Origin of the sequence: Oceanobacillus arenosus (genome assembly GCF_003369575.1) — a bacterium.
In the GTDB taxonomy this organism is placed as follows: Bacteria; Bacillota; Bacilli; order Bacillales; family Amphibacillaceae; genus Oceanobacillus; species Oceanobacillus arenosus.
Genome location: NZ_PIOC01000023.1, coordinates 2,115 through 28,742 on the forward strand (window position 1 = coordinate 2,115; position 26,628 = coordinate 28,742).

At 38.6% G+C, this 26,628-nt stretch carries 23 protein-coding genes and 2 riboswitches; of the genes, 13 read left to right on the forward strand and 10 right to left on the reverse strand.

Translation table 11 applies throughout. From position 1 onward, the window contains the following. Window positions 1-47 precede the first annotated feature (47 nt). A complete protein-coding gene (locus CWR48_RS14950; RefSeq protein WP_115774129.1) occupies window positions 48-1,427 on the reverse strand; it encodes a hypothetical protein in 1,380 nt (459 codons plus the stop codon). A gap of 236 nt (window positions 1,428-1,663) precedes the next feature. Here CWR48_RS14950 and mbcS point away from each other — a divergent pair, with 236 nt between their 5' ends. Then, window positions 1,664-3,244 (forward strand): acyl-CoA synthetase MbcS, encoded by a 1,581-nt coding sequence (mbcS, locus tag CWR48_RS14955; protein WP_115774130.1) that lies wholly within the window; start codon window positions 1,664-1,666, stop codon window positions 3,242-3,244. A gap of 271 nt (window positions 3,245-3,515) precedes the next feature. On the opposite strand, the gene CWR48_RS14960 is transcribed toward mbcS, so the two are convergent. From CWR48_RS14960 to CWR48_RS14970, 3 genes are all read right to left on the reverse strand, one after another. Continuing rightward, window positions 3,516-3,689: a YvrJ family protein gene (locus tag CWR48_RS14960; protein WP_115774131.1), complete on the reverse strand. Its 174-nt coding sequence runs from the start codon at window positions 3,687-3,689 to the stop codon at window positions 3,516-3,518. A gap of 117 nt (window positions 3,690-3,806) precedes the next feature. Beyond that, on the reverse strand, window positions 3,807-4,019 hold the full coding sequence (locus CWR48_RS14965; protein ID WP_115774132.1) for a DUF2922 domain-containing protein: 213 nt from the start codon (window positions 4,017-4,019) through the stop codon (window positions 3,807-3,809). A 77-nt stretch (window positions 4,020-4,096) separates the two neighbouring features. After that, on the reverse strand, window positions 4,097-4,321 hold the full coding sequence (locus tag CWR48_RS14970; RefSeq protein ID WP_115774133.1) for a DUF1659 domain-containing protein: 225 nt from the start codon (window positions 4,319-4,321) through the stop codon (window positions 4,097-4,099). A gap of 434 nt (window positions 4,322-4,755) precedes the next feature. Here CWR48_RS14970 and CWR48_RS14975 point away from each other — a divergent pair, with 434 nt between their 5' ends. Beyond that, on the forward strand, window positions 4,756-5,481 hold the full coding sequence (locus CWR48_RS14975) for a response regulator transcription factor (protein ID WP_115774134.1): 726 nt from the start codon (window positions 4,756-4,758) through the stop codon (window positions 5,479-5,481). On the opposite strand, the gene CWR48_RS14980 is transcribed toward CWR48_RS14975, so the two are convergent. Then, window positions 5,454-5,633: an anti-repressor SinI family protein gene (locus CWR48_RS14980; protein WP_245976829.1), complete on the reverse strand. Its 180-nt coding sequence runs from the start codon at window positions 5,631-5,633 to the stop codon at window positions 5,454-5,456. The two genes, CWR48_RS14975 and CWR48_RS14980, sit on opposite strands and share 28 nt — an antisense overlap. Window positions 5,634-5,739: 106 nt before the next feature. Between CWR48_RS14980 and CWR48_RS14985 the strand changes: the two genes are divergently transcribed. Further along, window positions 5,740-10,992 carry an AAA family ATPase gene (locus CWR48_RS14985; RefSeq protein WP_115774135.1) on the forward strand — a complete coding sequence of 1,751 codons (5,253 nt, stop codon included), beginning with the start codon at window positions 5,740-5,742 and terminating at the stop codon, window positions 10,990-10,992. A 67-nt stretch (window positions 10,993-11,059) separates the two neighbouring features. Then, a complete protein-coding gene (locus tag CWR48_RS14990) occupies window positions 11,060-12,010 on the forward strand; it encodes a dipeptidase (protein ID WP_115774283.1) in 951 nt (316 codons plus the stop codon). 20 nt (window positions 12,011-12,030) lie between these two features. Here CWR48_RS14990 and CWR48_RS14995 read toward each other — a convergent pair whose 3' ends face one another. From CWR48_RS14995 to CWR48_RS15000, 3 genes are all read right to left on the reverse strand, one after another. Next, window positions 12,031-12,228 (reverse strand): DUF1360 domain-containing protein, encoded by a 198-nt coding sequence (locus tag CWR48_RS14995; RefSeq protein WP_245976830.1) that lies wholly within the window; start codon window positions 12,226-12,228, stop codon window positions 12,031-12,033. Between the two features lie 19 nt (window positions 12,229-12,247). Continuing rightward, window positions 12,248-12,559: an S-Ena type endospore appendage gene (locus tag CWR48_RS21230; protein ID WP_425453906.1), complete on the reverse strand. Its 312-nt coding sequence runs from the start codon at window positions 12,557-12,559 to the stop codon at window positions 12,248-12,250. Window positions 12,560-12,671: 112 nt separating this feature from the next. Then, entirely contained in the window at window positions 12,672-13,505 is an 834-nt protein-coding gene (locus tag CWR48_RS15000; protein WP_245976831.1) for a MurR/RpiR family transcriptional regulator, read from the reverse strand. A 230-nt stretch (window positions 13,506-13,735) separates the two neighbouring features. Between CWR48_RS15000 and CWR48_RS15005 the strand changes: the two genes are divergently transcribed. The 4 genes from CWR48_RS15005 to CWR48_RS15020 all read left to right on the forward strand — a co-directional run bounded on the left by CWR48_RS15005 (window position 13,736) and on the right by CWR48_RS15020 (window position 18,031). Continuing rightward, entirely contained in the window at window positions 13,736-14,605 is an 870-nt protein-coding gene (locus CWR48_RS15005; RefSeq protein WP_115774136.1) for a DUF8171 family membrane protein, read from the forward strand. Continuing rightward, on the forward strand, window positions 14,602-16,341 hold the full coding sequence (locus CWR48_RS15010) for an ABC transporter ATP-binding protein (RefSeq protein WP_115774137.1): 1,740 nt from the start codon (window positions 14,602-14,604) through the stop codon (window positions 16,339-16,341). The genes CWR48_RS15005 and CWR48_RS15010 overlap by 4 nt, the downstream gene beginning before the upstream one ends. Beyond that, complete coding sequence (locus tag CWR48_RS15015; protein WP_115774138.1) at window positions 16,316-17,137, forward strand: energy-coupling factor transporter transmembrane component T family protein; 822 nt, start codon at window positions 16,316-16,318, stop codon at window positions 17,135-17,137. The genes CWR48_RS15010 and CWR48_RS15015 overlap by 26 nt, the downstream gene beginning before the upstream one ends. A 114-nt stretch (window positions 17,138-17,251) precedes the next feature. Further along, window positions 17,252-18,031: a PHP domain-containing protein gene (locus CWR48_RS15020; RefSeq protein WP_115774139.1), complete on the forward strand. Its 780-nt coding sequence runs from the start codon at window positions 17,252-17,254 to the stop codon at window positions 18,029-18,031. Between the two features lie 203 nt (window positions 18,032-18,234). On the opposite strand, the gene CWR48_RS15025 is transcribed toward CWR48_RS15020, so the two are convergent. Then, complete coding sequence (locus CWR48_RS15025; protein ID WP_115774140.1) at window positions 18,235-19,611, reverse strand: LLM class flavin-dependent oxidoreductase; 1,377 nt, start codon at window positions 19,609-19,611, stop codon at window positions 18,235-18,237. Window positions 19,612-19,634: 23 nt separating this feature from the next. Then, a complete protein-coding gene (gene ssuE / locus CWR48_RS15030; protein WP_115774141.1) occupies window positions 19,635-20,186 on the reverse strand; it encodes an NADPH-dependent FMN reductase in 552 nt (183 codons plus the stop codon). Between the two features lie 207 nt (window positions 20,187-20,393). Further along, window positions 20,394-20,500, reverse strand: a riboswitch (SAM riboswitch). Window positions 20,501-20,633: 133 nt separating this feature from the next. Then, window positions 20,634-20,745: riboswitch (SAM riboswitch) on the forward strand. An 80-nt stretch (window positions 20,746-20,825) separates the two neighbouring features. Between ssuE and CWR48_RS15035 the strand changes: the two genes are divergently transcribed. From CWR48_RS15035 to CWR48_RS15055, 5 genes are all read left to right on the forward strand, one after another. After that, window positions 20,826-21,878 carry an LLM class flavin-dependent oxidoreductase gene (locus CWR48_RS15035; RefSeq protein WP_115774142.1) on the forward strand — a complete coding sequence of 351 codons (1,053 nt, stop codon included), beginning with the start codon at window positions 20,826-20,828 and terminating at the stop codon, window positions 21,876-21,878. A 337-nt stretch (window positions 21,879-22,215) separates the two neighbouring features. After that, on the forward strand, window positions 22,216-23,169 hold the full coding sequence (locus tag CWR48_RS15040) for an ATP-grasp domain-containing protein (RefSeq protein ID WP_115774143.1): 954 nt from the start codon (window positions 22,216-22,218) through the stop codon (window positions 23,167-23,169). Window positions 23,170-23,314: 145 nt separating this feature from the next. Then, the gene (locus tag CWR48_RS15045; RefSeq protein WP_425453907.1) at window positions 23,315-24,610 is read left to right on the forward strand and encodes an O-acetylhomoserine aminocarboxypropyltransferase/cysteine synthase family protein; all 1,296 of its coding nucleotides are present in this window, start codon (window positions 23,315-23,317) and stop codon (window positions 24,608-24,610) included. 95 nt (window positions 24,611-24,705) lie between these two features. Continuing rightward, on the forward strand, window positions 24,706-25,704 hold the full coding sequence (locus CWR48_RS15050) for an aliphatic sulfonate ABC transporter substrate-binding protein (protein ID WP_115774144.1): 999 nt from the start codon (window positions 24,706-24,708) through the stop codon (window positions 25,702-25,704). Window positions 25,705-25,782: 78 nt separating this feature from the next. Beyond that, on the forward strand, window positions 25,783-26,628 hold the full coding sequence (locus CWR48_RS15055; protein WP_115774145.1) for an ABC transporter permease: 846 nt from the start codon (window positions 25,783-25,785) through the stop codon (window positions 26,626-26,628).

Below are 26,628 nucleotides of genomic sequence, written 5' to 3' on the forward strand. Positions count from 1 at the left end.
ATGTATGTAACTCATACGCCACTAAAAAGGTATCAACTGTCTTATCGTTATTTCGTCATTTGGATCAGCAATTGCTGATAGGTATTTGCTTCTACGTGGTTGCCAATTTTTTGATAGATTTTTGTTAAATAGGTGACAGGCTTAGGATCATCCGGTGATAATTCCATTTCCCATTTGAAGCAATCAATCGATTTTTCAAATTGCTGGAATTGGAAGTAGAGCTCACCTAATGCGAATTGTTGATCAGGATCGTTGGATAGTTTCTTTATCTTTAGTAATTTTTGTTCGATTGGCAGATGTATTCCTGCTTCATGGAATGGGGTAAACCATTCGATAATGCTTGTTAATGGAATTTCTTCTAGAAAGGCTGAGACAAATGGTGTAATTAGTTTATTTAAGGTTTTTGCATCATGATTGCTCAGAGCAAGTAAACGTTTATTTGATTTCTTGAAGTAGGAAGCAAGTACATGCTTATCTGCGCCAGGCAAGTGATCAATAATTGATTGTAGCTGTTCACTTGTTGGTTGATACACTGTTGTCAGCATGAACTCAATGAGCGCATTTACATCGTTACTTGCTAGTAAGGGAGTTAAGAGTTTTTCTTCAATAATAGGATTTCTAGTTGATTGATATAATTCTTGGAGAATCTCGAGCTGTTCTTCTTGATTAAAGTCCGTGATGAGCGCTTCGATTCCTGCAAAATTTTCTAAGGTAAACTGGTGACGCAGCAATTCAATTCGCAATGCGAGCGCATCAAGCAAACGGTTTTGTGAGCGATATAGCTGGAAAAGGATTGATAAATTATCGGGATCATGACGATCATTAAAGCAGATTAATTCCGTATTGAGTGGATCTCTTTCATAGAGATTTTCAATTTCTTGATAAATGATATGGTGCTGCTGAAACTGCATATGGTGAATCATATCATGGACAAATGAATTATTCTGATCATAGTCCAAATAAACCCTTAACAGTTGATAGGCTGCAAAAAGCTGCCCTTCTCGTCGGTAATTATAAAAACTACTTTTGATTAATTTAGTTATGGAATCGGACTTTGTGAATGAATCAAAATACGTGAAGATTAAAATCGTTTCTAGTTTCGAGTAGTGTTTCTGTATTTGTTTGAAGAGTGGATTAAATTGAATAAAGTTCAAGGATTTTTGCTGGTTGATTAATTTCATTGTTAATGGATGCGACCCATTCACGTGAATACCACTTAACAATGCACGATGAATATGCGAGTTTAATCTGATTTTATTTGCTTTTGTTCCATTAATGAATACATCTTTATAGAAAATCAAATAATAATAATCGGACTTTTGATCTGTTGCTTCTATGATTTTACTTTGCTTATAGAAAGTTAATTGTTCTGCGGTTAGTTTAAGATTTTTCTTATTCACTTGAACCTGGAATTGAAACTTCTTCATCTTAAATCCCCCTCATTCATTAGCAGCCAAGTCTCATAAACGATTTCTAGTTATTTGCAGATGATTCTTCAACAAGAGAAATGCGCTGTAATCGATATGTTAATTTAGTTAATCATATCACATATTGTATTTAGAAAATAATAATAGCTTGTAAATTTCCCTTTTTTATCAGATTATAATCTGATATAATGATTAGGAGTTAGTATCTAGTACTAAAAAATGTGAGGGTGATATTGTTGAATAGAGAAGATTTAATTGCACCGGAAAATTATAATATTGTAATGGAATTCGAAAAGTATGCAAAAGAGCCTGAACGTAAAGCAGTCATTTGGGTAGATGAGCATGGCAATAAAAAGGAAATTACGTATGAAAAGTTAATCAAAAATGCAAATAAAATTGGAAATATATTCTTAGAAAAAGGACTGAAAAAAGGGGACAAATTATTGGTTATGATGCCTCGTCTTATTGAGACGTATGAGGTATATATTGCTGCATTAAAGACGGGAATTATTATTATTCCGAGCTCGGAGATGTTTCGTACGAAGGATTTACAGTATCGAATCACGCATGCGGGAGTAAGTGGTGTTGTAAGTTTCTCTAAGTTTACGAAGGAATTTACGGAAATCGAGCAATACTCAGAGCTTGTGAAATTCACGGTCGGTGACAACGTATCGGAGTGGAATAACTTAGATTCATTAAAAGAATCTGCATCAGATGAATTAGAAATCGCTACAACTTCAAGTGATGATCTCGCATTCTTACCATATACATCAGGCACTACGAGCAACCCTAAAGCAGTAATGCATACACATGCATGGGGATTCGCTCATATGAGCTCGGCACCAGCATACTGGTTGGGAATCAAAGATGGTGATACTGTTTGGGCAACAGCAGCGCCGGGCTGGCAAAAGTGGGTATGGAGTCCATTTTTATCTGTTTTAGGCTCCGGTGCTACAGGTTTTGTTTATAGTGGTAAATTCGAAGCAAAAAAATATCTTTCCTTATTAGAAAAAAATCAAGTGAATGTATTCTGCTGTACACCGACGGAATATCGATTAATGGCGAAGCTAGATAATTTACAGGACTATGATTTGTCAGCATTACACAGTGCAGTTTCTGCAGGGGAGCCTTTAAATCGCGAAGTAATTGATCAATTTGAAAAGTACTTTAATGTAACGGTTCGAGATGGCTATGGTCAAACGGAAAACACATTGCTACTTGGATTCTTAAAGGGAATGAAAGTAAAAGCTGGCTCAATGGGAAAACCGACACCAGGAAATGATGTTCAATTAATTGATGAAGACGGAAATCCTGTTGCGCCGGGAGTTGTTGGTGATATCGCAATCCCACTGGATACTCCAGCATTATTTAAAGGATATTATAAAGACGAAGAGCGCACAAAGAAATCGCATCGTGGAAACTTTTATATTACCGGCGATCAAGCGTCATTAGATGATGAGGGCTACTTCTGGTTTGAGGGAAGAAATGATGATATTATCATTAGCTCAGGCTATACGATTGGACCATTCGAGGTTGAGGATGCATTAGTGAAGCATCCAGCTGTTAAAGAATGTGCGGTTGTTGCTAGTCCAGATGAAATCCGCGGAAATGTTGTAAAAGCATTTATCGTGCTGCAAGATAATGTTGAAAATGCTGGACCAGAGTTAATTAAAGAGCTGCAAAACCATACGAAACAAGCAACAGCACCATATAAATATCCAAGGAAAATCGAATTTATTGATGAATTACCGAAGACAAATTCCGGGAAAATTCGTCGTGTCGAATTACGACAACGTGAAAAAGATAATTTGAAATAATGATAGAAAACTTCCATCAATAGATCCACTCTATTTGATGGAAGTTTTTTTTGTGCTAACTTAGGAAACTATAAAATTGGGTGTTGTGGATAACATAATTACTGCGAATAGCCACGTCCAGCTCCAGCGCTTAAGTAGTAGCGAGACTTCCCTCACCTCCGTAATCTAAGTCAACCGCTTACGCTCCCAAAGAGTTTCCTTTATCTCAAAAGGCAAAAGGAGAAGTTCGACTAAGTCCGTACACAGCTCAAACTAGCTTTAAGCTTTTATTCTACTCAGATTTTTTTAATAGGGAAGGGGCTTGTGGCTGCTCCTTCATTTTAACTGGTAATGCTTGAATCGATTCGATTAACAAAATCAGTTTTCCTTCGATGCGATGTAATAAATAAAACGTCACTGCAATCGGAAAGCCAACTTCTGTAATGAATGCTCCCAAGTATTCCATCATATTCCCTCCAATATTCTGTGCTATTAACTCCTTCAAGTAACCTGATTCTTTAAAGGCAAACATGACCAGTAAGAAAGCGGTAACTGGTCATGTTTGCCTTATTTAGCTTGATGATTATAATTCAATATCTTCAACGTTATGCTCAACAAGGCGTGCGCTCTTCTTTGACATAAGATCTCCGCCTGAAGATGTGAATGCATTTTGCGTAAGGATTTCGTCCATTACTGCATTTATTGCAGCGGGATCAATTGGTTCAATCGGCTTTTCAATGGAATACGTAACAATCTTTCCGTCATCATTGATGAATTTAAGCTCTAAGGTTTTCAAGCTGCTCTCCTCCTTTCTTATTTGTAAGCACTGACGATAGATTCTGACCCAATGCTAGTTCAACAAACCAATTTCGATTACTCGTCGCGAATATCTGACTCATCTTTACGTGTAATTTCGTAAAGTGGACGTTGCTGCAACGAAGCAATTGCTGTTGCGATTGCATAAAGTTGATCTGATGTTGCTGATTTTTTTACATTGTTGAAGCTTTTAAATTTAAAGATTGTCTTCCCTGTTTCTAGGTCATTGCCATCGTTTAGCACTAATTGCAATGTTGTTTTCGTTAAATCTGCTACTGCCATGTTCCTCACCCCCTTTCATAACTACAATCGAATGAAGTTATCAAAAGGGGGTGTAAACATAAAAAGTATTTTAAAATATCATTTTCTACTGTTATGGTTGTAACAAAAATTAATCATGCTGCCACTAGAGACAGCCTTTCAAAAATTCAATCCGGCAGAAAACGGGGATTAGAGTGCGACATCTAATCCCCAACTATATGTCATCATAAAAGTCATGCTTCATAAGTATGAAACATCGATAATTTCAGGTGCTGAATCTTGCGAAATTATAGATAAGTAGTATAATGGTCATAGATTATCAGAATAGTTCCAAATACTGTTTTTAGCAATAGATAAAAGCTTAACTTAAATGATTAAACGACACCAACGATTTAATAACCTAGATTAAATCGTTATTTTTTCATGTTTGTATAGATTTTAAAGGAGGAGCATAGATGGCAAGTGAAAAAATTTTACTTGTTGATGATGATGCAGATATGAGAGAGGTACTTCAATTATATTTAAAGAAAAATGGGTATTTGGTTTTTACAGCAGAGGATGGGGTAGATGCAATCAGAGCTGTTGAGGAGTCGAATCCAGATTTAATCCTTCTCGATGTGATGATGCCTAATCTTGACGGCTTAGAATTTCTGCCAATTATTCGGAAAAAAACTGAGGTCCCAGTACTATTATTGAGTTCAAAAAATGATGATATCGATACCATATTAGGGCTTAGTGTTGGCGGAGATGATTATATTTCGAAAACAACGAGCATGCCTGTCATTGTTTCGAAGGTAAGGGCACATTTAAGACGTAATCGCATATTAGCAGATCGCACTGAAAATACGGGAAATCAACCTCAAAGTGAACGGACGATAATTGAATACCCAGGATTAACGATTAATCTAGTTAATGCGGAAGTTATTGCCAACGGATCTGTCGTTAAATTATCTGCTAAAGAATATCAGCTATTATGTTTAATGGCCCGTAATCCTGAGCGAATTTATACTGTGGAAAAGCTATTTGAATTAATCTGGGCTGAAAATAGTCTTGGTGACTATCGAACGGTCATGGTCCATTTAAGTAATTTGCGAAAGAAAATCGAATTGAATCCGAATGAGCCACAATATATTCTTACATTGCGTGGAATCGGTTACAAGTTTAATGCGTCTAATATGTAGGTATTTTCATCTTGTTTATATGCAGCATTTTTTAAGAATGTTTTCACATCTGCAGGGCTTAGGCCAAGCTCTTTTGCTTGAACAATTAGATTTATCCAATCTTGATCATATAAATTGGAATTATCCGTATCTAACATTTGTTTATTTTTCATTTTTGTCCCCCCTCATTCCCCTAATAACAGAATAATGGGTAAAGTATAAAATACATTAAAGTTCTGATTAAGTTTAGTTAAAGCCTATTAAGGAAGGTGAATCAGATTGTTTACATTACCAGGATATCGGATATTAGATATACTTATCGAAAATACAACATGGACATTGTATAAAGCATATGATCTAAAGGATAAAAAAGTGGTCGCAATCAAACAAGAAAATAAGGAATTGAAAAGCATCCATGATCATGCGGCTATCGTTCATGACTTTCATGTCGCAAAAAAACTACAAACGAAGCAAGTACTAAAACCGATAAAGCTTGAAAAGCATAGAGAAGAGTCATATTTTATTACAGATTTATTTTCCGGCGATACATTAGAGGGACGGCTGCAGCAACAGAAAGCAGCATTTGATCTAAAGACCTTTCTTAAACTTGCAATCAGAATTACAGATGCTGTAGGCAGTGTACATCTGGAACATACGATACATAAATCATTACAGCCACGAAATATTTTGCTTCATCACCAGACAGATGAAATAATATTAACCGGATTTCATCATTCAACAAATTTAAGTTCAGAGATCGGGCATCCGAATGTAAGTCCCTATCAATTAAAAGGGAGAGTCGCATACATGTCGCCAGAGCAAACCGGTCGAATGAATCGCGCCCTTGATTACCGGACCGATTTATATTCATTGGGAATTATTTTTTATGAAATGATTACCGGTATATTGCCATTTCAATTAGAACATCCAGCAGAAATGATTCATGCCCATCTTGCAAGAATACCTGTAAGACCGAGTGCAATCAATGAAGCAATCCCGCCGATGGTTTCTACCATCATCATGCAATTATTAGAAAAGATGCCTGAATCCCGTTATCAAAGCACCCGAGGCTTGAAGGAAGATTTGTTTAAATCTTTAACCGAATGGAATCAAACGGGAGAAATTCGCCCATTTGCATTAAGCGTGAAAGCGCAAGTAAAATTATTTGAACGGCCGCAAGTATTATATGGAAGAGAGGAAGCGGTCAAGGAGCTTGTAGCAGGTTTTCATCGCGTTCGCAGTGGAAAGGCCGAATTAATGTTAATGAAAGGTCCATCCGGTATTGGTAAGACTGCACTAGTTAACGAATTACATAAACAGCTTATAAAAGAAAAAGGATATTTCATTTCGGGGAAATTCGTTCATTTGCAAAAGCAGATCCCATTTGCCCCACTTATAGCTGCATTTCAAGGATTAGTCCGACAGGTTTTATCGGAGGGTAAGGAGAGTAGGCGTCAGTGGCAGGATACATTGAATGCAGAATTAGGTTCGAGCAAGAATGTAATTGCAAATTTTATTCCAGAAATATGCTGGCTGATTGGTCCGCAAGATCAAGTGTCCGAGCTGCCACCAGAAGCCGTACATAATCGATTCCGTTTAGCAATACAGAAATTTGTACAAGTATTCGCTCGTAAAGGACATCCACTCGTTCTATTTCTTGATGATTTGCAGTGGGCGGATGAAGCGACACTGGATCTCATTGATTTTCTCATAACGAATGCTTGTAACTCTTATTTATTAATTGTCGGTGCCTACCGTGATAATGAGGTTACGCTTGGACATCCATTTGAACGGATGCTGCGAAAAGTAAAGGAAAAAGAGGTGCCAATTACAACCATTGCCGTTACCCATTTAAATAAGGAGCATATTCGAACTTGGATTGAAGATGCGCTTGCGATTACAGGGAAGGATGGCATATTTCTTATCGAGCTTATTTTTCGGATTACAGATGGGAATCCTTTCTTTATTATCCAATTACTCCAAACCTTTAATGAAGAAAAGGTCTTTTACTTTCATTCAATTGAAGGGAAATGGCTTGTAAACGTGACGAGGTTAAAGCAGTTAAACATATCAGAAAAAATTCTTGATATTATTTTAAAGCGAATCAATCAGCTGGCACCAGAAACGATAGCTACTTTGCAATTAGCTTCTTGTTTTGGAAATCAGTTTGATCTCAAATCATTAGCAATAATTACGGGAAAAAGCTTTGTTGCGCTTGCAGCGGATATTTGGGAGGGATTGGAAACAGGGCTTGTTCTGCCTATGGATGAGAGTTATAAATGGGTTTATCCAGATGAAAATCTAGTGCTGCTCGATAAACAACCACCAACCTATTTATTTTTACATGATAAGGTACAGCAAGCATTTTACTCGAGCATGTCTAGAGAAACGCAAGAGATGAATCATATGAAAATTGGATTGCAGCTTGTTTCTCAGTATGATGATCATCAAAGAGAAGAACATATTTTTGATATTGTTAATCATTTAAATCATTGTACGCATCATTTAAGCGACGAACAGAAACTAGATTTAGCAGAACGGAATCGACTTGCAGGTGAGCGTGCAAAACAAAGGGCTGCATCCGAGTCTGCTTTACATTTCTTCAACATTGGTAAGGAATTATTACCTGCAGATAAATGGAATGCAAAATATTATGAAACAGCGTTTAATATCATGATTGGCTTAGGTGAGGCAGAATATTTAAATCAACGATTTGAAGAAGCGGAGAGAATATTTGATGAACTATTAGAAGAGGCTCGAACGAATCAAGAGAAGCTACGAATTTATAATCTGAAAATTACGCTGTATGTTCATATTCATGAGGTGGAAAGGGCAACAAACACAGGACTCGAGGGGTTACGCTTATTTAATTGGAATTTCAAATCTAATCCGAATAAGCTAGATGTTGCAAAGGAATATCTATTAACGAAACGTGCATTAAGGCAAAATAAAGATATTGATTTATTGGAGCTTAACACGGTAAGCGAGGATGATTTACAATTCGTTATGCGGACATTAATTAATACAAATGCACCTACCTATCATTGGAACCAAAATCTAGCAACAATCCTGATGCTTCGTGCGCTTAGACTTACATTGAAACACGGTGATATGGATATTACTTCACTTGTATACAATAATTATGCACTGACACAGAGTGCGGGGTTTAGTGATTATGACGCGAGCTATCAATTCGGTAGATTGGCAATTGAGCATACAGAGAAGTTTCAGGATAATAGTTTGAAAGCCCGAGTTTACTTTGTATTTGGCAGCTATGTCAACCACTGGAAACAGTCGATTCGCTTTAATCTTGATTATTTAGATCGTTCACAGCAACTCTGCATTGAATCTGGTAATCTTCATTTAGCGGGTGCTGCCGGTATGTTTATTCCATTAACCGAGTTCATTATGGGAGAAAATATACAAGATGTAAAAAACGAGATTATCCGGCAGCTTGAGTTCGCAACACGGAATGAATACACATTATCCTATGATTTTCTTGGCGAGTTAATGGACTGGATTGATTTGCTGCAGGCACCAAATCAAAAAGTGAATTGGAATCTTCCGGCGTTTACGGATGATGATTCAGCCAAAATTATTCATTTTACAATTAGACTGCAAATGACGTATTTATTGGATGATGAGCTTAAAGCAGTTGAAATTATGGATGTATTAGATAAGTTAGTGGATAGGACATTAAAGCTGATTAATGCACCAGAATATTACTTTTATAGTGGATTGTGGATTGCTAGGCAAATGTATAATGGCACAATTTCCAAAAAGAAGGGGACAGCAAAAATTGCCAAACAATTGGCGAGATTAGAAAAATGGGCGAACCACGCGCCGATGAACTATATGCATAAGTATTTATTAGTAAAAGGGGAATTAGCGAAGGCAAAGGGAAAAACGGATGAAGCTATTCAGCTCTATAATCAAGCGATTGATTTAGCGTCAGAAAATGGGTTCCTACAGGATCTAGCACTTGCCAATCAATGTGCAGCATACTTTTATCTTGACCAACAGCTACCAAAATCGGCGAAGTCTTATTTAGCGGACGCTTATCATCATTATATGGAATGGGGTGCAGAGCGAATTGCCTTTCGTCTTTATGAAAAACATAAGGATTTATTTAGTAAATGGACGACAGAGGACCAGCCACAAGGGTTAAAATCAGCAATGGAAAGAGAATCCCTTGATATGAATGCGGTTTTTGATGCATCTACGGCAATTTCCGAAGAAGTAATTTTAAATAAATTGGTTGATAAACTATTACGAATCGCTGTAATTAATGCAGGAGCAGAACATGGGTATCTTTTCTTATCAGACGAAGCAGAGGAGCTTCAATTAGTTGCAGTTAATCATATGAATGAAGAGGCGAATGTTACACTATATGATCATCCAGAGAAAATTCATGAAAATATGGATATATCATTATCGGTTCTAGATTATGTTGCAAATACGAAGCAAGCAGTCGTTCTAGGAGAAGCAGATCGAAATGGGGAATTCACAAAGGATGCATATGTGAAGAAGCATCATGTGAAATCGATTCTCTGTTTACCAATTATTTATCACAGACGCCTAACTGGTATTCTTTATTTGGAAAATAATCAGTCAACATATGTATTTACAGATGAAAGTATGACATTGCTAACCTTAATTGCATCACAGGCAGCAATCTCCATTGAAAATGCATATTTATATCGTAACCTTGAGGAAAAAGTAATGGAAAGAACAAGGCTATTAAACGAAGCCAACCAAAATCTGTTAGTCGCAAATGAATCGCTTGCAGAATCTGAAAATAATAGAAGCCAGTTGCTTTCGAATATTTCGCATGATTTGCGATCACCGATTGCGACGATAAGAGGCTATGTTGATGCAATTCTTGATGGTGTAGTAAATAGTCCAGAACAGCGTGCAGACTATTTACAAGTAATTAAGAAGCGGCTCGGTTCCTTAAACCGATTGATACAGGATTTATTCGATTTAGCCCAATTTGAATCAGGAAATGTCACCTTCTCAATGGATATTATCCCGATTGATCAATTGTTTAACCACCTTTCCAGTCAATTTGAACAGGATATTAGACAGGCAGGACTAACCGTTCGTACGCTTCTACCGATGCATATGGAAGAAGCATATCCACTTGTGGAAGTAGATGTGCAACGTCTGGAACAGGTGATGAGCAATTTAGTGTCCAATGCCATTAAACATACGGATCAAGGGGGGATAGAAATCAGTCTGGCACTAGAAATGGATCACGGTCGGGCGATAATTAGTGTGGCGGACCAGGGGAGTGGTATACCTGATTCTGACCTTCCATATATATTTGACCGGCAATATACAAAAGGATTTGCTAGTAATTCACAAGGACATGGGCTTGGACTATCGATTAGTAAAGAAATAATTACGGCACATCAAGGTGAAATTTGGGTGGAAAGTGAAGAAGGAGTTGGATCCCGCTTTAGTTTTTCAATGAACGTATTTGACACTGTAACAGCGGGGCTGGAACTTGAAGCTGATGAAGTTTCATAGTAAGGATGTATGCTATTCTTCTTAAATTAGTAGTGATAAAATAAATAGAAGAAAGGAAGTGTTTATGGTGAAAATTATCGATACGCATTGTGATGCATTATTGAAATTGCAAATGGCCAAAAGAGGACAGTATCCGGGTGAAGTATCCTTAGAATTTAGAAACTCTGCTAAAATAGATACAAACTTAAATCGATTAAAGCAGGGGAAAGTAAAGGCACAGTTTTTTGCGATTTTTATTGATCCAGATATTCCATCTGATGAGAAGTGGCAGCATGCATTGGAACAAATTGACTTATTTTATACTGAAATCGTAGAAAAGAATCCGGAAGTGAAACATATCAAGGATTGGGCAGACTTTGATTCATTAAAGGACGGTGAAATCGGCGCTGTTCTAGCTTTAGAAGGTGCAGATGCATTTGGAAATGATCTTGTAAAATTGCGGCACCTATACCGAGCAGGGATAAAATATATGGGAATGACGTGGAATAATGCGAACCTGTGCGCTGATGGGGCAGGTGAACCGCGTGGTGGAGGATTAACATTGCTTGGCAAGGAAGTCGTGAAATTAAATAATGAACATCTAGTCTTTACAGATGTATCGCATTCATCGATTCAAGGTTTTTGGGATATTCTGGAATATGCAGATTACCCAATGGCTAGCCATGCAAATGCACGAGCAATTTGTGACCATCCACGAAATTTATATGATGAACAGGTGGAAACAATGTTTGCGAAGAAAGGCCTTATTCATGTTGTATACAATCCGCCATTCATTAATAAAGATAGCGAGACAGCAAAAATTACGGATCTGATCAAACATATTGATCGCCTCTGTTCACTTGGTGGCGAGAAACAAATTGGTTTCGGTTCTGATTTTGATGGAATCAGCAGCTTTGTAACTGATTTAGAAAACGCCTCCCACTATCCTAACTTGATTAATGAGCTACTTAAATATTATTCAGAGGACCAAGTGAAGGGCTTTGCTTATCGTAACTTCTTGGAGCATCTACCAAAGTAGAATAGAATCCTTGTCCTTCTTTATTTACTCCAGCGCCTGACTCTTGTACCACTGATTGCCATTTGACGTATGATTTTTCCATTTTCATCGGTGTTCTCAACGATGTGCATAAATGGTTTTCTAATAAACCAAGTAATAGAATCAAACACGATTAGTCGGGTTAAGCGAAACGAAGCGAGAACGAAAATCACGAGCTGAATCCATGTCATGTCAAGCATTGATTTCACTTCCTAAACATTATTCTTCAATATTAACGATAAAGAAGAGATTCATATCTAACTGACAAGTACAATCATAATTTGAATCACCTTTACACGAGACATCAATTCGATCTAAGTTGGCGAAAACAGTTGTAAACGAGGATCCAGGTTCGATAATGACTTTAAAAAAATCATCTTTTTCTCTTTCAATACAGACAAGCATCTTACATTGATCACTCGTATTTGTAATAGATATAGTAGTTGATGGAGGTTCTAGCATGGAACATGAAGTTGCTGATTTAAATACGGTCCGCACACTACATCGCATTTCTGTTGAATAGGAAGACATCGATCATTATAGAAAGCTGCTTTTCCTTGTCATTATCATCTGGCAAGGAAAAGCAGTTTAAAGATAAAATGCTATGGACAGCCTTAATTGCACTTAACTACCAAAAAAACAATCACCTCGGCAATTCACTTGCATACTTATTCCTCATGTCACTAAGCATCTCTAAGCGCTGTAAATTTTCCTCTTTATTTTTCATACCAATGGCAATAATTAAATTTTCAATTAGGAATGTTGGTGCAACCATGGAATGGAATTCCCACATTTCCCCTCTACTTGCAAATAGGACGGCATCAGCACCATTCGCAAAACTCGAGACAAGTTGGTCGGTGATGATGATTGTTTTGAAGCCTACTTCTTTGGCATGTTCCAGAATTACCTGTGCCTCTGGAAGTAAACGGACAAAACTGAAAACAACAATCACATCATCCTTGGTCATATGAAGTAGATCCTCTAGAATTTCGCTGCCTCCTTTATTTAAGGGATGAAGGGCTAAACCGAATCTCAATAGACGATATGACATCAGTTCACCCAGTCCTTGAGACGGACCGGGACTGTGGACGTAAATTTTCTTTCCAGCCGTTAATAATTCAACTGTTTTATTGAAAGCTGCTTGTGAAAAATGCTCAATTGTTTTTTGTAAATGATCAATTGAGACGTTCAAGTTATGATGCTCAAGCTCTTGCCCTTCCACATGGTTCATGATATTTTCCATTTTACCTGCTGGGGAAATATCCAGTTGTTTCCGCATGTTTGTTTTAAACTCTTTAAAATTTTTATAGCCAACGATCCGCCAAAATCGGGATACAGAGGCTATACTTATTTGCAGTGCATCAGAAATTTCTTGTTCGGTTGATAATAAGACATGCTTTAAGTTCTTTTGAATATAGTCAGCCATTTTAAATTGATTTGGTGTCATCGTTTCCGTATCCCACTTAAAATCTATCAAGCTTAATTCCTCCTATAGTAAGGATTTCTACCGGTAATGTAATGCAAGAATCATACAATTGATTCTAACTAAATATTACCATAGTCATATTCCGAGAAAAAGGATAATGTAATTTTTTTTACATAAAAGTGCAAAGAGAAATAATATTTACACTCCCTTTACACGAAATCCACACTCCTTTAATATTTGTAATTTACAATGAAGATAATATGAAAAGGGAGGGCTTAGGCATGAGCCAGATACAAGAAAGGTACGTATTAACAAGTTCACAGAAGATGATGGTGTTTATTTTATCGATGTCGCTTTACGGATTATCAAATATGATTACGGAATTAGTTCCATCCGCATATTTAGGACCAATTGAATTTTCCATCGAGTACTTCGCATTTATTCCATTAACATTATGTATGTTATTCCATCCGCTTTATGCTGCTGTTGGTGCCGCACTTGGAGAAGTGATTTTCGGTGAAATCATGTTAGGACAATTTGGTGGGTTTGGAGAGCTTGAGAAATTCATTTCATTCTCACTAGCAATGTACATAGCGGGGTCACTTGTAAAAGACCCAAGAAATAGAAAACAAGTTGGTATTGCAGCAATTACAGGGGTAATTATTCACCAGTTTATTAGTATGATGGTAGATATTGGAAAGGTATGGATTGGTGTTGAAGAGTTAGAGGCTGTTCCTGGACTTGCAGAAAGTATCGTCGTTATTGAAGGATTCGCATTTTTAAATGATGTATTATTCTCTGGTATTTTATTTGCATTATTACCGACGCTTTATCTCGTTCCACGCCTATATGGAAAAATCGAGCCATTACTTGGGATGAAGCCAAGGGATAATACGATGAAATTCTCAACAGGCGAAATCGTAACACCAAGATTAATTGTTGGTGGAATTGTGTTAGCGTTACTTTCATTTTTCTTCGAGTTCCTCTCAGAAACAGATTTCAATGTGGAGTGGGAAGCGGATTTCGGTGAGAACTTCATGTGGGTGAGCATTGGCGTTTCGGCAGTGATTGCGATATTAACGGTTATTTTAATGGTAACAAGAAAAGGTAAGAATACTAAAGAGGGCATGGATGAGAGGAAGGTTCAATGACAACAGAACAAATCAAAATCGAGCATGTAAATTTTAAATATCCGGGTGGGGAGCATCCGGTATTAAATGATGTGAACTTAACGATTCAAAAGGGCGCATTTGTTGCGATCATTGGTGGTAATGGAAGCGGGAAATCCACGCTCTGTAAATTAATCAACGGACTTATCCCACATTATTATGTTGGTGACTTCACAGGCAGTGTTACTGTAAATGGTCTCGATACTAAAGAATCGAAAGTAGCAGATTTGTCCCATCATGTCGGTTATGTTTACCAAGATTTTGATAACCAGCTCGTCCGGGCAAGAGTGTTAGAGGATGCTAGTTTTGCACCACTAAACTTTGGGCATGCGGATTATAAAGAACGAGGCAAGCGGGCACTTGAACTTACGGGTCTTACTGGACATGATGAAGAATTTATTTGGCAGCTTAGCGGAGGGCAAAAACATTTGCTTGCCCTCGCTGGGGCTGTTTCCCTTGATCCAGATATTTTAATTATGGATGAACCTATCGCCCAGCTGGATCCATTTCATGCGAAAGAGATTTACGATGTTTTAAAAATGTTAAATGAACAGCATGGAAAAACGATTATTGTCATCGAGCATCATACAGAGTTCATTGCAGATTACTGTAAAGAAGTAGTCTTAATGGATCAAGGAAACGTAATTTGGAAGAAACCGACGGCAGATGCACTACGACTTGTTGAACAACTGATGGAAAGACAGATATTTCCTCCTCAAGTAACCCAGGCCGCATTTAAACTCGATACATTCTCAAATAAAAGTTACCCGATTACGCTCTCCGAAGCACTTGGATTATTCCCAAATCAAGTGGGGGAAGAAGTCGCAGCACATGGACCAACGAATAATTCGGAAAGAGCTGGTCGACAATCCATAGTCGAGATGGAGCAGGTAAGCTTTGCTTATAAAACAATAACAAGATCGAAAAAGACAGTGCTTAATGGCATCGATTTAACGATTAATCAGGGGGATCGAATTGCACTCGTCGGTAATAATGGTGCAGGGAAATCGTCGCTAATGCGCTTAATAACGGGTCTTGTAAAGCCTGCAGAAGGGAAGGTAATGGTAAAAGGAAAGAATACTAGGGAATGTTCACCAGAAAAGATGGCGGATTTCGTTACATATATTTACCAAAATCCGGAAGAAATGTTTATTGAGGATTCAGTAAGGAAAGATGTTTCGTTTTTCTTAAAAGCTAGAAAGGTCCCAGAATATGAAAAAATCGTCGATCGAATCCTAGAGCAATTTGAACTGACAAGTCTGCAGGAACGCGATAGCAGGCTGATGAGTGGGGGGCAGCAGCGACGTGCGTCATTAGCGATTGGTGTGGCGATGAATCCCTCGATTATTTTACTCGATGAACCAACAGCAAATTTAGATATTGCGACGAGAAAGCATATTACGAGATTGATAGGTACACTCAAAGATAATGTAGAAGCAGTATTAGTTGCGACTCACGATATGCAGCTTGTAGCGGAATGGGCAAACCGAGTCATTGTGCTGAAGGATGGTCATGTGCTTCATGATGGAACGAGGGAATCGGTCTTTAATAACCGAGAATTATTGGATTTAGCTGGACTGAATCCGCCGCAAATTATGGAACTGAGTAGAGGGCTGAATATGTCGCCTGTTTGCTATACGGTCGATGATTTCGTTGCTGCAGTCAATAAACAATTTGGAGAGGAGAATAATGATGGAATACAGACAAAAATTATTTGATAAACTCTCTGTTGAACAGGTGAAGATCGAGCTACTGAATACTGCTTATGGAAATGACCAAACATTTTTAGCGAAGCTTGATCCTAGAACACTATTTATCTGGTATTTGTTCTTTGGCTTTGCGCCGTGGTTTATTCATAATCAAGCAATCTTACTTGGGATGTTTGCATTTGTCGTTGTCATGATGCTCATTGCCAGGTCTAGCCCATTAATCATTTTTATTCTCTGTCTAGGTTTATTAGGGCAGGGTGGATATTTGCTTCTTGCCGCTTGGTTCTTTGGTGGGGATCTCAGTACGATCATGCCACTCTTAATTTTGACGATGAAGCTGTCGATTATTTCGCTTGCAAGTATATCTGTATTCACCTCAATGGATCCAGAAAAACTAAGTGACGGATTACTGAAAGTTGGCGTACCTGGTCAAGTGTCCTTTAGTATTTCCTATGCATATCGGATGTTGCCGAGTTTAATTGAGGAATATCATCATGTATTCCTCTCATTTCGTTTGCGAGGAAAGGCACCTGAAAAGCATGGCATTCTTTACTGGCGTTCGATCGCCTATTTTGTCAAAATCGCGATGCTTTCCTTTTATCCATTGATGCTCAGTACATCAAAACGTGCGAGAACGACAGTCGAGGCATTAGAAACCAAAGGTAGCTTCTTTGCCTTTAATAATCCAAAGGTGAAGGCGATTAAGCTCGCACATCTTACCTTCCGTCAGCGTGATTATTGGTTTCTCACATTTTCACTCTTGTATGTTATAAGTTTATTTATTTTTGGAATTCTTTATTCTTAGGTAGGTGAGAAAGTTTCACGACTTTCTGAACGAATAAGTGCAACTAAGTCTGTCACCCAAAAGCTTGGTTAAACCTTAGTTTTCTAATAAGGCACACAATATGGAGGCGCAACAATGAAGATAGATTTTCACACACATGTAAAAATTTCCAAACAATCAACATTTATGCCAGAATATTTTAACGAAATGATGAGGGAAGCAAAGGCGAGTGGTTTGGATGCACTGGCAGTGACCGAGCATTTTAATACGCTTCGTTTTCATGATATTTATGATTTTCTTGAAGAAAATTATCCATATGAAAATGGCTATTATATGATTGATGGGCTCAAACTGTTTCCAGGGATTGAAGTCGATGTTAAGGAAGTAGGGCATATTCTCTTAATTGGTGACCGAGATGCAATTCTGGATATCCGAGCATCATTGGAAAATCATACAGAAAAATCGAATTTTATTCCTTTTAAAGATCTGCTAGATTTAGCAGAAGAAAGAGATGTTTTAAAAATTGGCGCACACGCATTTCGGGAAAGCACGCCACTTTTTCAGCATGATCCAGAACAGCTAAGGCGATTGGATGCCCTTGACTTAAACGGCAAGGACTTATATGCATATGGGACAGATGCATATTATCAGAAGTTGAAAAGTTTTGCAGCTGAGCTAGGACTGCCGATTGTAGCTGGTAGTGATACCCATCAATTTTTACAATACAGCAGTGTGTACAATGACTTTGCAGTAGAGTGCCAAACAGTAGGAGAATTCAAGTCCTGTATTAAAAATGGCGACTATAAGCTAGAGGTATCGCCAAGCCTTGATATCAAGGTAAAGTCAGCAACCCTTGTGAAGAAGTTGCTGAAGAAAATGCTGAACAAGAATGGCTTATTTGGGTTTAACGCGTAGAAGTGAGTCGAATGGAAATTTATAAAATCAGCAAGAGCCCAGGAATATCGGCGGGAGAATTAGAATATCAGCAAGAGCTCCAGGATATCAGTGCGAGAAAAAATAAATGCAGGAGTCCGGGAATATCAGCATGAGAAAAAATTATATCAAATAAGGAACCGGCTAAAAGGTCATTTACCTTTTAGTCGGTTTTTCTAAATCTATTATTTCGCTACTAACGTATTTACATGTTTTGCAGGATGGTGTGCTGGTAAATAGTCTCCTTTGCCGTAAAGGTTATCGCGAAGTGTTGTGCCTTCGTATTCTCTTGGAACGAGACCTCTTTCTTGGAGAACAGGTACAACGTGTTCCACGAATTCCTCGAAGGTTCCTGGTGTAATCGCATAGGCAATATTGAAGCCGTCCACGCCAGCTTCGTCTACCCATTTTTCCATTTCATCGGCAATTTGCTCTGGTGTTCCGGCAACGGCTGTACCCATGCCGCCGACTCCGATTGCATTGATGACGTCTGCGACAGTTGAAGGGCGATCACTATGAATCTTCGTGAAGTTTTCAAGTGCGGAACGGATGGCATCATTCTCGATATATTGGATTTCTTGATCCTTTGCATAACCAGATAAATCAACACCAGTCCAGCCGCCAAATAAGGCCAGTGCACCTTCTGCACTAATATATCCTCGATATTCCTCCAGTTTAGCTTTTGCTTCTTCTTCTGTTTTCCCAACGATAGGAATGAACATGTTAAGGATCTTTACTTCCTCTGCTGCTCTGCCAGTGGCTGCAATATCGGTTCTTAGCTTTATAACCGTTTCTTTTGCTACTGCAATATTCGGTGCGCTGATAAATACTAATTCAGCATTTTTTGCAGCAAATGCGCGTCCTTTTGTTGATGCACCTGCTTGATAAAGAACAGGTGTGCGCTGTGGTGATGGCTCACTTAAATGTGCTCCAGGAACTTTAAAATATTTCCCTTCATGGTTAATGTTATGAACCTTGCTCGGGTCCGTATAGATGCCGTTTACCTTATCTACCTTTACAGCGTCATCCTCCCAACTTGCTTCCCAAAGCTTGTAGCATACTTCCAAATATTCTTCAGCAATTTCATAACGTTCATCATGCTTGATTTGATCTTCAAGTCCCATATTAATGGCTGCACTCTTTAGATAAGAGGTAACAATGTTCCAGCCAACGCGCCCTTTTGTTAAATGATCTAACGTACTCATCTTGCGAGCGAAAGTATAGGGATGCTCGTGTGTCACAGATGCCGTTACCCCAAACCCTAAGTGCTTCGTAACTGCTGACATTAATGGCACAATTAAGAAAGGGTCATTAACAGGTGATTGTACGCCATTTCGTACTGCTGCATCTCTAGAACCATTGTATACATCATAGGTTCCTAATACATCGGCAATGAAAATAGCGTCAAATCTTCCCTTTTCTAATGTTTTCGCAAGGCTAATCCAATACTCGCTATCTTTATAACGATGGGACTGGTCATCAGGGTGCTGCCAAAGTCCAGGGGATTGATGTCCGGGTGTATTCATATCAAAGGCATTTAGATAAATTCGTTTCTTCGTCATTGATTCATTCCTCCAGTATATTTTTAATAGCTTACGGAAAAGGTCAATGCTGGATTATTTACTAACTGTACGAAATAATCTAGTTGTTTTTTTGTCCGCTGTAAAATTTCATCACTAATAATTGGATTTGGATTATGTTTGTCGATTTGCCCATCAAGCAGATAAAGCCCTTTTAAATTATGTGCTTTAAGCGTTGAAAGCACTGGTTTTAGTGAATACTCCATCGCTAATAAATGGGATGGACTCCCGCCGGTCATTAGTGGGAGAACAGGCTTATGCTTTAACACATCCTGTGGCAGGACATCAAGCAATGCCTTTAATACGCCTGAATATGCCCCTTTATATACCGGTGAGCCAACAACAACCCCTTTTGCATCTTCAATCAATGCTGCGATTTGTTTGATGGCTGGACTATTAAAATTTCCTGTAAATAAATCCTGATACGGCACATCCTTAACCGAAATATGGGTTACAGACAAATTCGCCTGTTCAAGCAATGTACCAAGATATTTTAGTACCTGCTCTGATCTAGAAAGCTCGGAGGGACTACCCGAAATAATAACAATTTCACTCATGAAAACATCTCCTCTCAAATGGTCATTCTGTTATTTAAAAATGGGAGTATAAGCTCATTAGAAAACTTGGTTGTCACCAAGCTTTTGGGTGACAGCCTTAGTTGCACTTATGTAGTAAGAAAGTCGTTATACTTTCTTAACTACTAAAAAATAAAAATCCCCTTTTCTACAATTAAGAGAAAAGAGGATTTGATTAACATGTATCTGCTCTTATCTCTCAAGAAAGAATCTCGCTGGAATTAGCACCTTTCTGACTTGGTCAGAGGTTGCTGAAGCTTCATCGGGCCAGGCCCCTCCGCTTCTCTTGATAAGAATATGTGATTGTTTGTTATATTCTAATATATTAATTCCGATAAGTCAACTACGGTTAATAAAGATTAATAGTTTGACATTTCTTAAACTTTGTATTACTATTCATATCAATTAATTAAATATTTTCTGTTTAATAACTTATCGCGAGAGGTGGAGGGAAATGGCCCATTGATACCTCGGCAACAGGTTCTAGTAAGTGTAGGATACTGTGCCAATTCCATCAAGCGTGCAGCTTGAAAGATAAGGAGAGGGAAAAGGTTTACGCTCTTTCTGAATCTTTAGAAAGGGTTTTTTTTATTATATTTTTTGGAACAGGGGATGTCTATGATGAAATACGGTTTTTGGTTACCTATATTTGGTGGTTGGCTAAGAAATGTCGAGGATGAGAAGATGCCACCGACCTTTGATTATGCGAAGAAGGTAATCCAGTCTGCTGAGGATTGGGGTTATGATACAACGCTAATTGCGGAATTATATTTAAATGATATAAAAGGAACGGAAGCAGATTCATTAGAAGCGTGGTCTACTGCTGCGGCGCTTGCGGCAGTGACGGAAAAAATAGAAATCATGACAGCAGTTCGTCCAGTATTCCATAATCCAGCGGTGACAGCAAAGATGGCAGCGAATATTGATCGCATTAGTAACGGTCGTTTTACGTTAAATATCGTTTCAGGCTGGTGGGCTGAAGAGGCGAAGCAATATGGTGGAGACTTTACAGAACATGATGAACGATACGAACGTACGGAAGAATTTCTAGAAATATTAAAAGGACTATGGACAGAAGAAACTTTCTCATATGACGGAAAGTTCTATCAAATAGAGAATACAAAATTAGCTCCGAAGCCAGTACAGCGACCGAATCCAATTTTATATGCTGGCGGGGAAAGTGAAAAAGGGAAACAAGTGATAACAGAACACTGCGATGCATATGTGCTGCACGGACATACTGTTGAAGAGGCGAAAGTGAAGATTGCAGACATGAGGGAACGCAGAAAAGCAGCAGGACGTGAACCGCTCCAGTCGATAGGAATGGCAGCTTACGTTGTTTGCCGTGATACAGAGGAAGAGGCGCTGGAAGAAGTGAAACGTATTACGACCGTTGGCGATTTAAGCGGATATGCTGGATTTAAAGATTTCACTTCTATGTCAGAGCTTGAACAGCAAATCAAGTTACAGGATTATTCTGTATCGAACCGGGGACTTCGACCAAATCTAGTTGGAACTCCGGAACAAATTGCAAAACAAATCATAGAATTTGAGAAAGCGGGAGTCGACTTACTCTTATTACAATGCTCGCCGCAACTAGAGGAATTGGAACGTTTCTCTAAACAAGTAATGCCGAAAGTGGAAGAATTAAGAGCGTCATTAACGAATATATAAATTTTGCACATATCTTATTGTTTGTTGCTATTTAGATAAAGAGCGGACTAGTTAAATTGTTAAGTGCTCTCGGACCAGTCGCTCCAGAAATACACTTCGCTTCCCGCAGGAGCCTTCGTGTATTTCTTCCGCTGGGATTGAATAAAGTCACATATAAAGAGTTACTTACCACTTAGAGTTGACGCTGATTGAAGTAAAGAATGAAAACTCACTTGTGAACGACAACTGCAGTCTAATTCTGAAATCACTATTGTCACTAGTCCACACTTTATATCAACTGTTTATTATCAATTATTATTTAGAAAACAATCTAAGTGAAAAAGGAGTGGAATTATAGATGAGTAAAATTTATGTAATCCATGAAAATAACGAATGGACGGAGCATTTAATTAAGAGATTAGAAGAATTAAAGCTTCCATATGAGGACTGGTTGCTTGAAGGCGGAACTGTTGACCTAAATAGTGCACCACCTGAGGGGATATTTTACAGTAGAATGAGTGCTTCTTCACATACACGTGGAAATCGATTTTCTCCAGAACTTACAAATGCAGTGCTTGCGTGGCTTGAGCACCATGGCAGAACCGTCATTAATGGTTCACGTGCATTGCAATTGGAAGTAAGTAAAGTATTACAATATTTAGAGCTTGAGAAATACGGGATTAAAACGCCGAGAACAATCGCCGCAGTTGGTAAAGAAAATATTTTAAAAGCAGCGGAATCTTTTGAAGGCAAGAAATTTATTACGAAACATAATCGTGCAGGAAAAGGGTTAGGGGTACAGTTATTCACATCTGTTGATGCATTGCGGACTTATGTAGAAGGGAATACCTTTGAAGAGCCTGTTGATGGTGTAACATTGCTTCAAGATTATATTGAATCACCAGAATCATATATTACGCGCTGTGAGTTTGTTGGTGGGAAATTTGTCTACGCAGTTCGTGTTGATACATCTGAAGGATTTGAACTATGCCCTGCAGATGCATGTGCAATTGATGACTTATTCTGTCCTGTTGGTGAAGAAAGCTCAAAACCAGCGAAATTCCAAATCCGTGAAGGTTTCAGTCATCCAATTTTGGAAAAATATGAGCGTGTCCTTGCTGCAAATGATATTAAAATTGCTGGTATTGAATTCATTGAGGATAAAGATGGAAATATTTATACGTATGATATTAATACGAATACGAATTACAACAGTGAAGCAGAAGCCGTTAGTGGTAAATACGGCATGCTTGAGGTTGCAAATTATTTAGGGAAAGAACTTGAAAAAGTAAATTCCCCTGTTGGTGTATAAGGATTTTTTTCATAAAATAACGGAGTAGTACCTCTCCTAATTTGGGGGAGGACTATCTCTTTATTTTTAAAACCAAGTTAACGCATAGATTATATATGAAATAAGTACTGATGCAGAATTCTGAATTCGAAGGAGAAAAGGAATCATGATGAACAATCAGCATAATGAGAACTTTCATTTTAATACAATTGCCCAGCATGGCGGACAGGAAATAGATGACGTTACCCATTCCAGAGCAGTCCCGATTTATCAAACGACATCATACGGATTCGATAGCACGGATCATGCTGCATCCCTTTTTCAAATGCAAGAGGAAGGCTATATTTATTCTAGAAATGCGAACCCAACAAACCGGGTATTGGAAAACCGTTTGGCCCAATTAGAAGGCGGTGCCGATGCGTTTGCTGTTTCCTCCGGGCAATCAGCCATAACGATTGCATTATTAACCCTTGCAAAGGTTGGGGATGAAATTATTGCGACAAATGCTTTATATGGCGGAACGTACACATTACTTGCCGATACGTTTAAACGCTTTGGTGTCACCGTTCGATTTGTCGATGGACGGAATCTTACCGAGGTTACAAATGCGATTACAGATAAAACTAAAGCAATCTATACGGAAACGATTGGAAACCCAGGCTTGCAGATTGCTGATATTAAAGCACTTAGTAAAGTTGCTCATGATCATGATCTGCCACTTGTGGTTGATTCTACCTTTACGACACCATATCTTCAGAAACCTATCGCATTCGGTGCGGATATTGTCGTCCATTCCACAACGAAATTCATTGGTGGCCATGGCACATCAATTGGTGGAATTATTATTGAAGCAGGAACTTTTCCGTGGGATAATGGGAGATTTCCGGAGTTTACGGAAACTGTTCCAGCATTAAATAATCGATCCTATCTTGAATTATCGGCCGCTAGTGCGTTTATTGCCAAGGCGAGATTTGACCTCGGACAAAATCTTGGTATGTCTTTATCGCCATTCAATGGCTGGTTATTCATTCAAGGGCTTGAATCATTGCCACTTCGGATGAGGCAGCATGTAGAAAACGCCGAACAGGTCGCAAGCTTCTTAGCGGAGCATAAGCAGGTCACATGGGTGAATTACCCAACATTAAAGGGCAATCCGCAATATGAGCTAGCAAAAACCTATTTGCCAAAAGGGGCAGGCTCGATCTTTACATTTGGCATTAAAGGTGGCCTTGAAGCGGCGAAGAAATTCATTGCTTCTGTAAAATTATTCTCCCATGTGGCGAATGTTGGCGATTCAAAATCGCTTGTTATTCATCCAGCAAGTACAACACATGCGCGTCTTTCGGAAGAAGAGCAATTGCTTACAGGTGTAACACCAGAGCAAATTAGAATCTCAATCGGACTTGAAGATATCGAGGATATTAAAGCAGATATTAACCAGGCACTAAATGCGAGTAAATAAGCGAAGGTAATAAAGAAACAAAAGATTATATAAAGTGAAACTTCATTCAGTGGGGGTCATACAGCCAGATAATTCGGGATAAATGGGGGAAAAGCATGAAACATAAGCGTAAGTTTAAGAAGAGTGTTGCAATCGGGGTTTTTTCAATCATATTATTGTTCATTGCTGGTTGTTCTTCAAATGCAAGTACAGAAGGCACACCAGAGAAGATTCGAATGGATTATGCATATTATTCGCCGACTAGCCTAGTATTAAAGGAAAAGGGCTGGCTGGAAGAGGAATTTGAAGAAGAAGGAATTGAAATTGAATGGGTGCTGAGTCAGGGCAGTAACAAAGCACTCGAGTTTCTAAATAGTAATAGTGTTGACTTCGGTTCATCTGCTGGGGCAGCGGCACTGATATCGAAGGCGAACGGGGCACCAATTAAAAATGTTTATATTTACTCGAAGCCTGAATGGACGGCACTTGTAACGATGCCTGACTCAGATATCAGTTCCGTGAAAGACTTGAGCGGTAAAAAGGTTGCAGCAACGATCGGAACAGACCCATATATCTTTCTTCTACGTGCGCTTAGTGCGGAAGGAATACCAGCGGCGGATGTGGAAATTATTAACATGCAGCACGGGGATGGGGCAAATGCATTAACGAAAGGATCTGTTGATGCATGGGCAGGACTTGATCCGAATATGGCAAGAGTGGAGCTTGAGTCGGATGCATCACTATTTTATCGTAATGTTGATTTTAATACGTACGGATTCCTAAATGTTAGGGAAGATTTCGCTGCTGACTACCCTGAGTATGTCAACCGTGTAATTGCTGCATATGAGAAGGCAAGGGAATGGACGATTGAAAATCCAGAAGAGGCAGCGGGAATTTTAGCTAAGGAAGCAAGTATTTCAATGGAAGTCGCTCAATTAACGATGGAAAGAAATGATTTTTCAGAGGCAATACCGGAAATGATTCATCATGATGCATTAATTGAAGCGGGTAAGGTTTTACAAGCAGGAGAAGTAATTGAAGCAAATGTCGATCTTGAGGAGATTACGAGTGAGTTAATTGAACCGTCATTTGCAGAAGAAACAATTGGGGATTGATAAAGTGAAACTTCATTCAGTGGGGGTCTTACTTCACGTTACATGCGGGATAAATAAATGTGAAAGGGGAGAAATCGAATGGAAAAGCTTGAAAGTGAAGTCTCGTCCGTTCTGACAAAGGATTATGCTTCGAAAAGAAAACAACAAATAAAACGAAGTAAGAATGTGGAGAATATCGTCTTAGGAAGCATTATTTCCATTATTCTCCTATTCGTTTGGGAGATACTTAGCAGGCTAGAAGTATTTCCTTCCTACATGCTACCAGCCCCATCGGTCGTCTTAGGAACGATCATTGGACTTGGGCAGGATGGTTCCTTATGGGGACATATTGGAATTACAACATATCGTGTACTCGCAGGATTTGTGCTAGGTACAGCTGTGGCGGTAGTTCTAGGTTCATTTGTCGGCTTTTATCAGAAAGCAGAACAGCTTTTTGATCCAATGATCCAGGCATTCCGTTCCATTCCCTCCCTTGCATGGGTACCGTTATTTATTCTGTGGATGGGGATTGGTGAACCATCGAAAATTACGATGATTGGGGTTGGCGTCTTTTTTCCGGTTTATTTAAATATGGTAAGTGGGATTTTTGGAGTCGATCGGAAATTAATTGAGGTCGGGAAAATTAATAAACTTAACTCCTTCCAGCTCGTGACGAGAATTATTTTACCTGCATCTCTTCCATCTTTTCTCACCGGTTTACGAAGTGGTCTCGGCTTAGGGTGGATGTTCGTTGTTGCCGCAGAACTAATGGGGGCGAGCCAAGGTCTTGGATACTTATTAGTACTTGGGCAAAATACCTTATCACCAGAAACAATTTTGGCTAGTATCATTTTATTCGCAGTGATTGGCAAGTTAACGGATTGGATTTTGAAAATAGTAGAAGCGCGAGCATTACACTGGCAAGATCGACTAGTTAAATCTTAA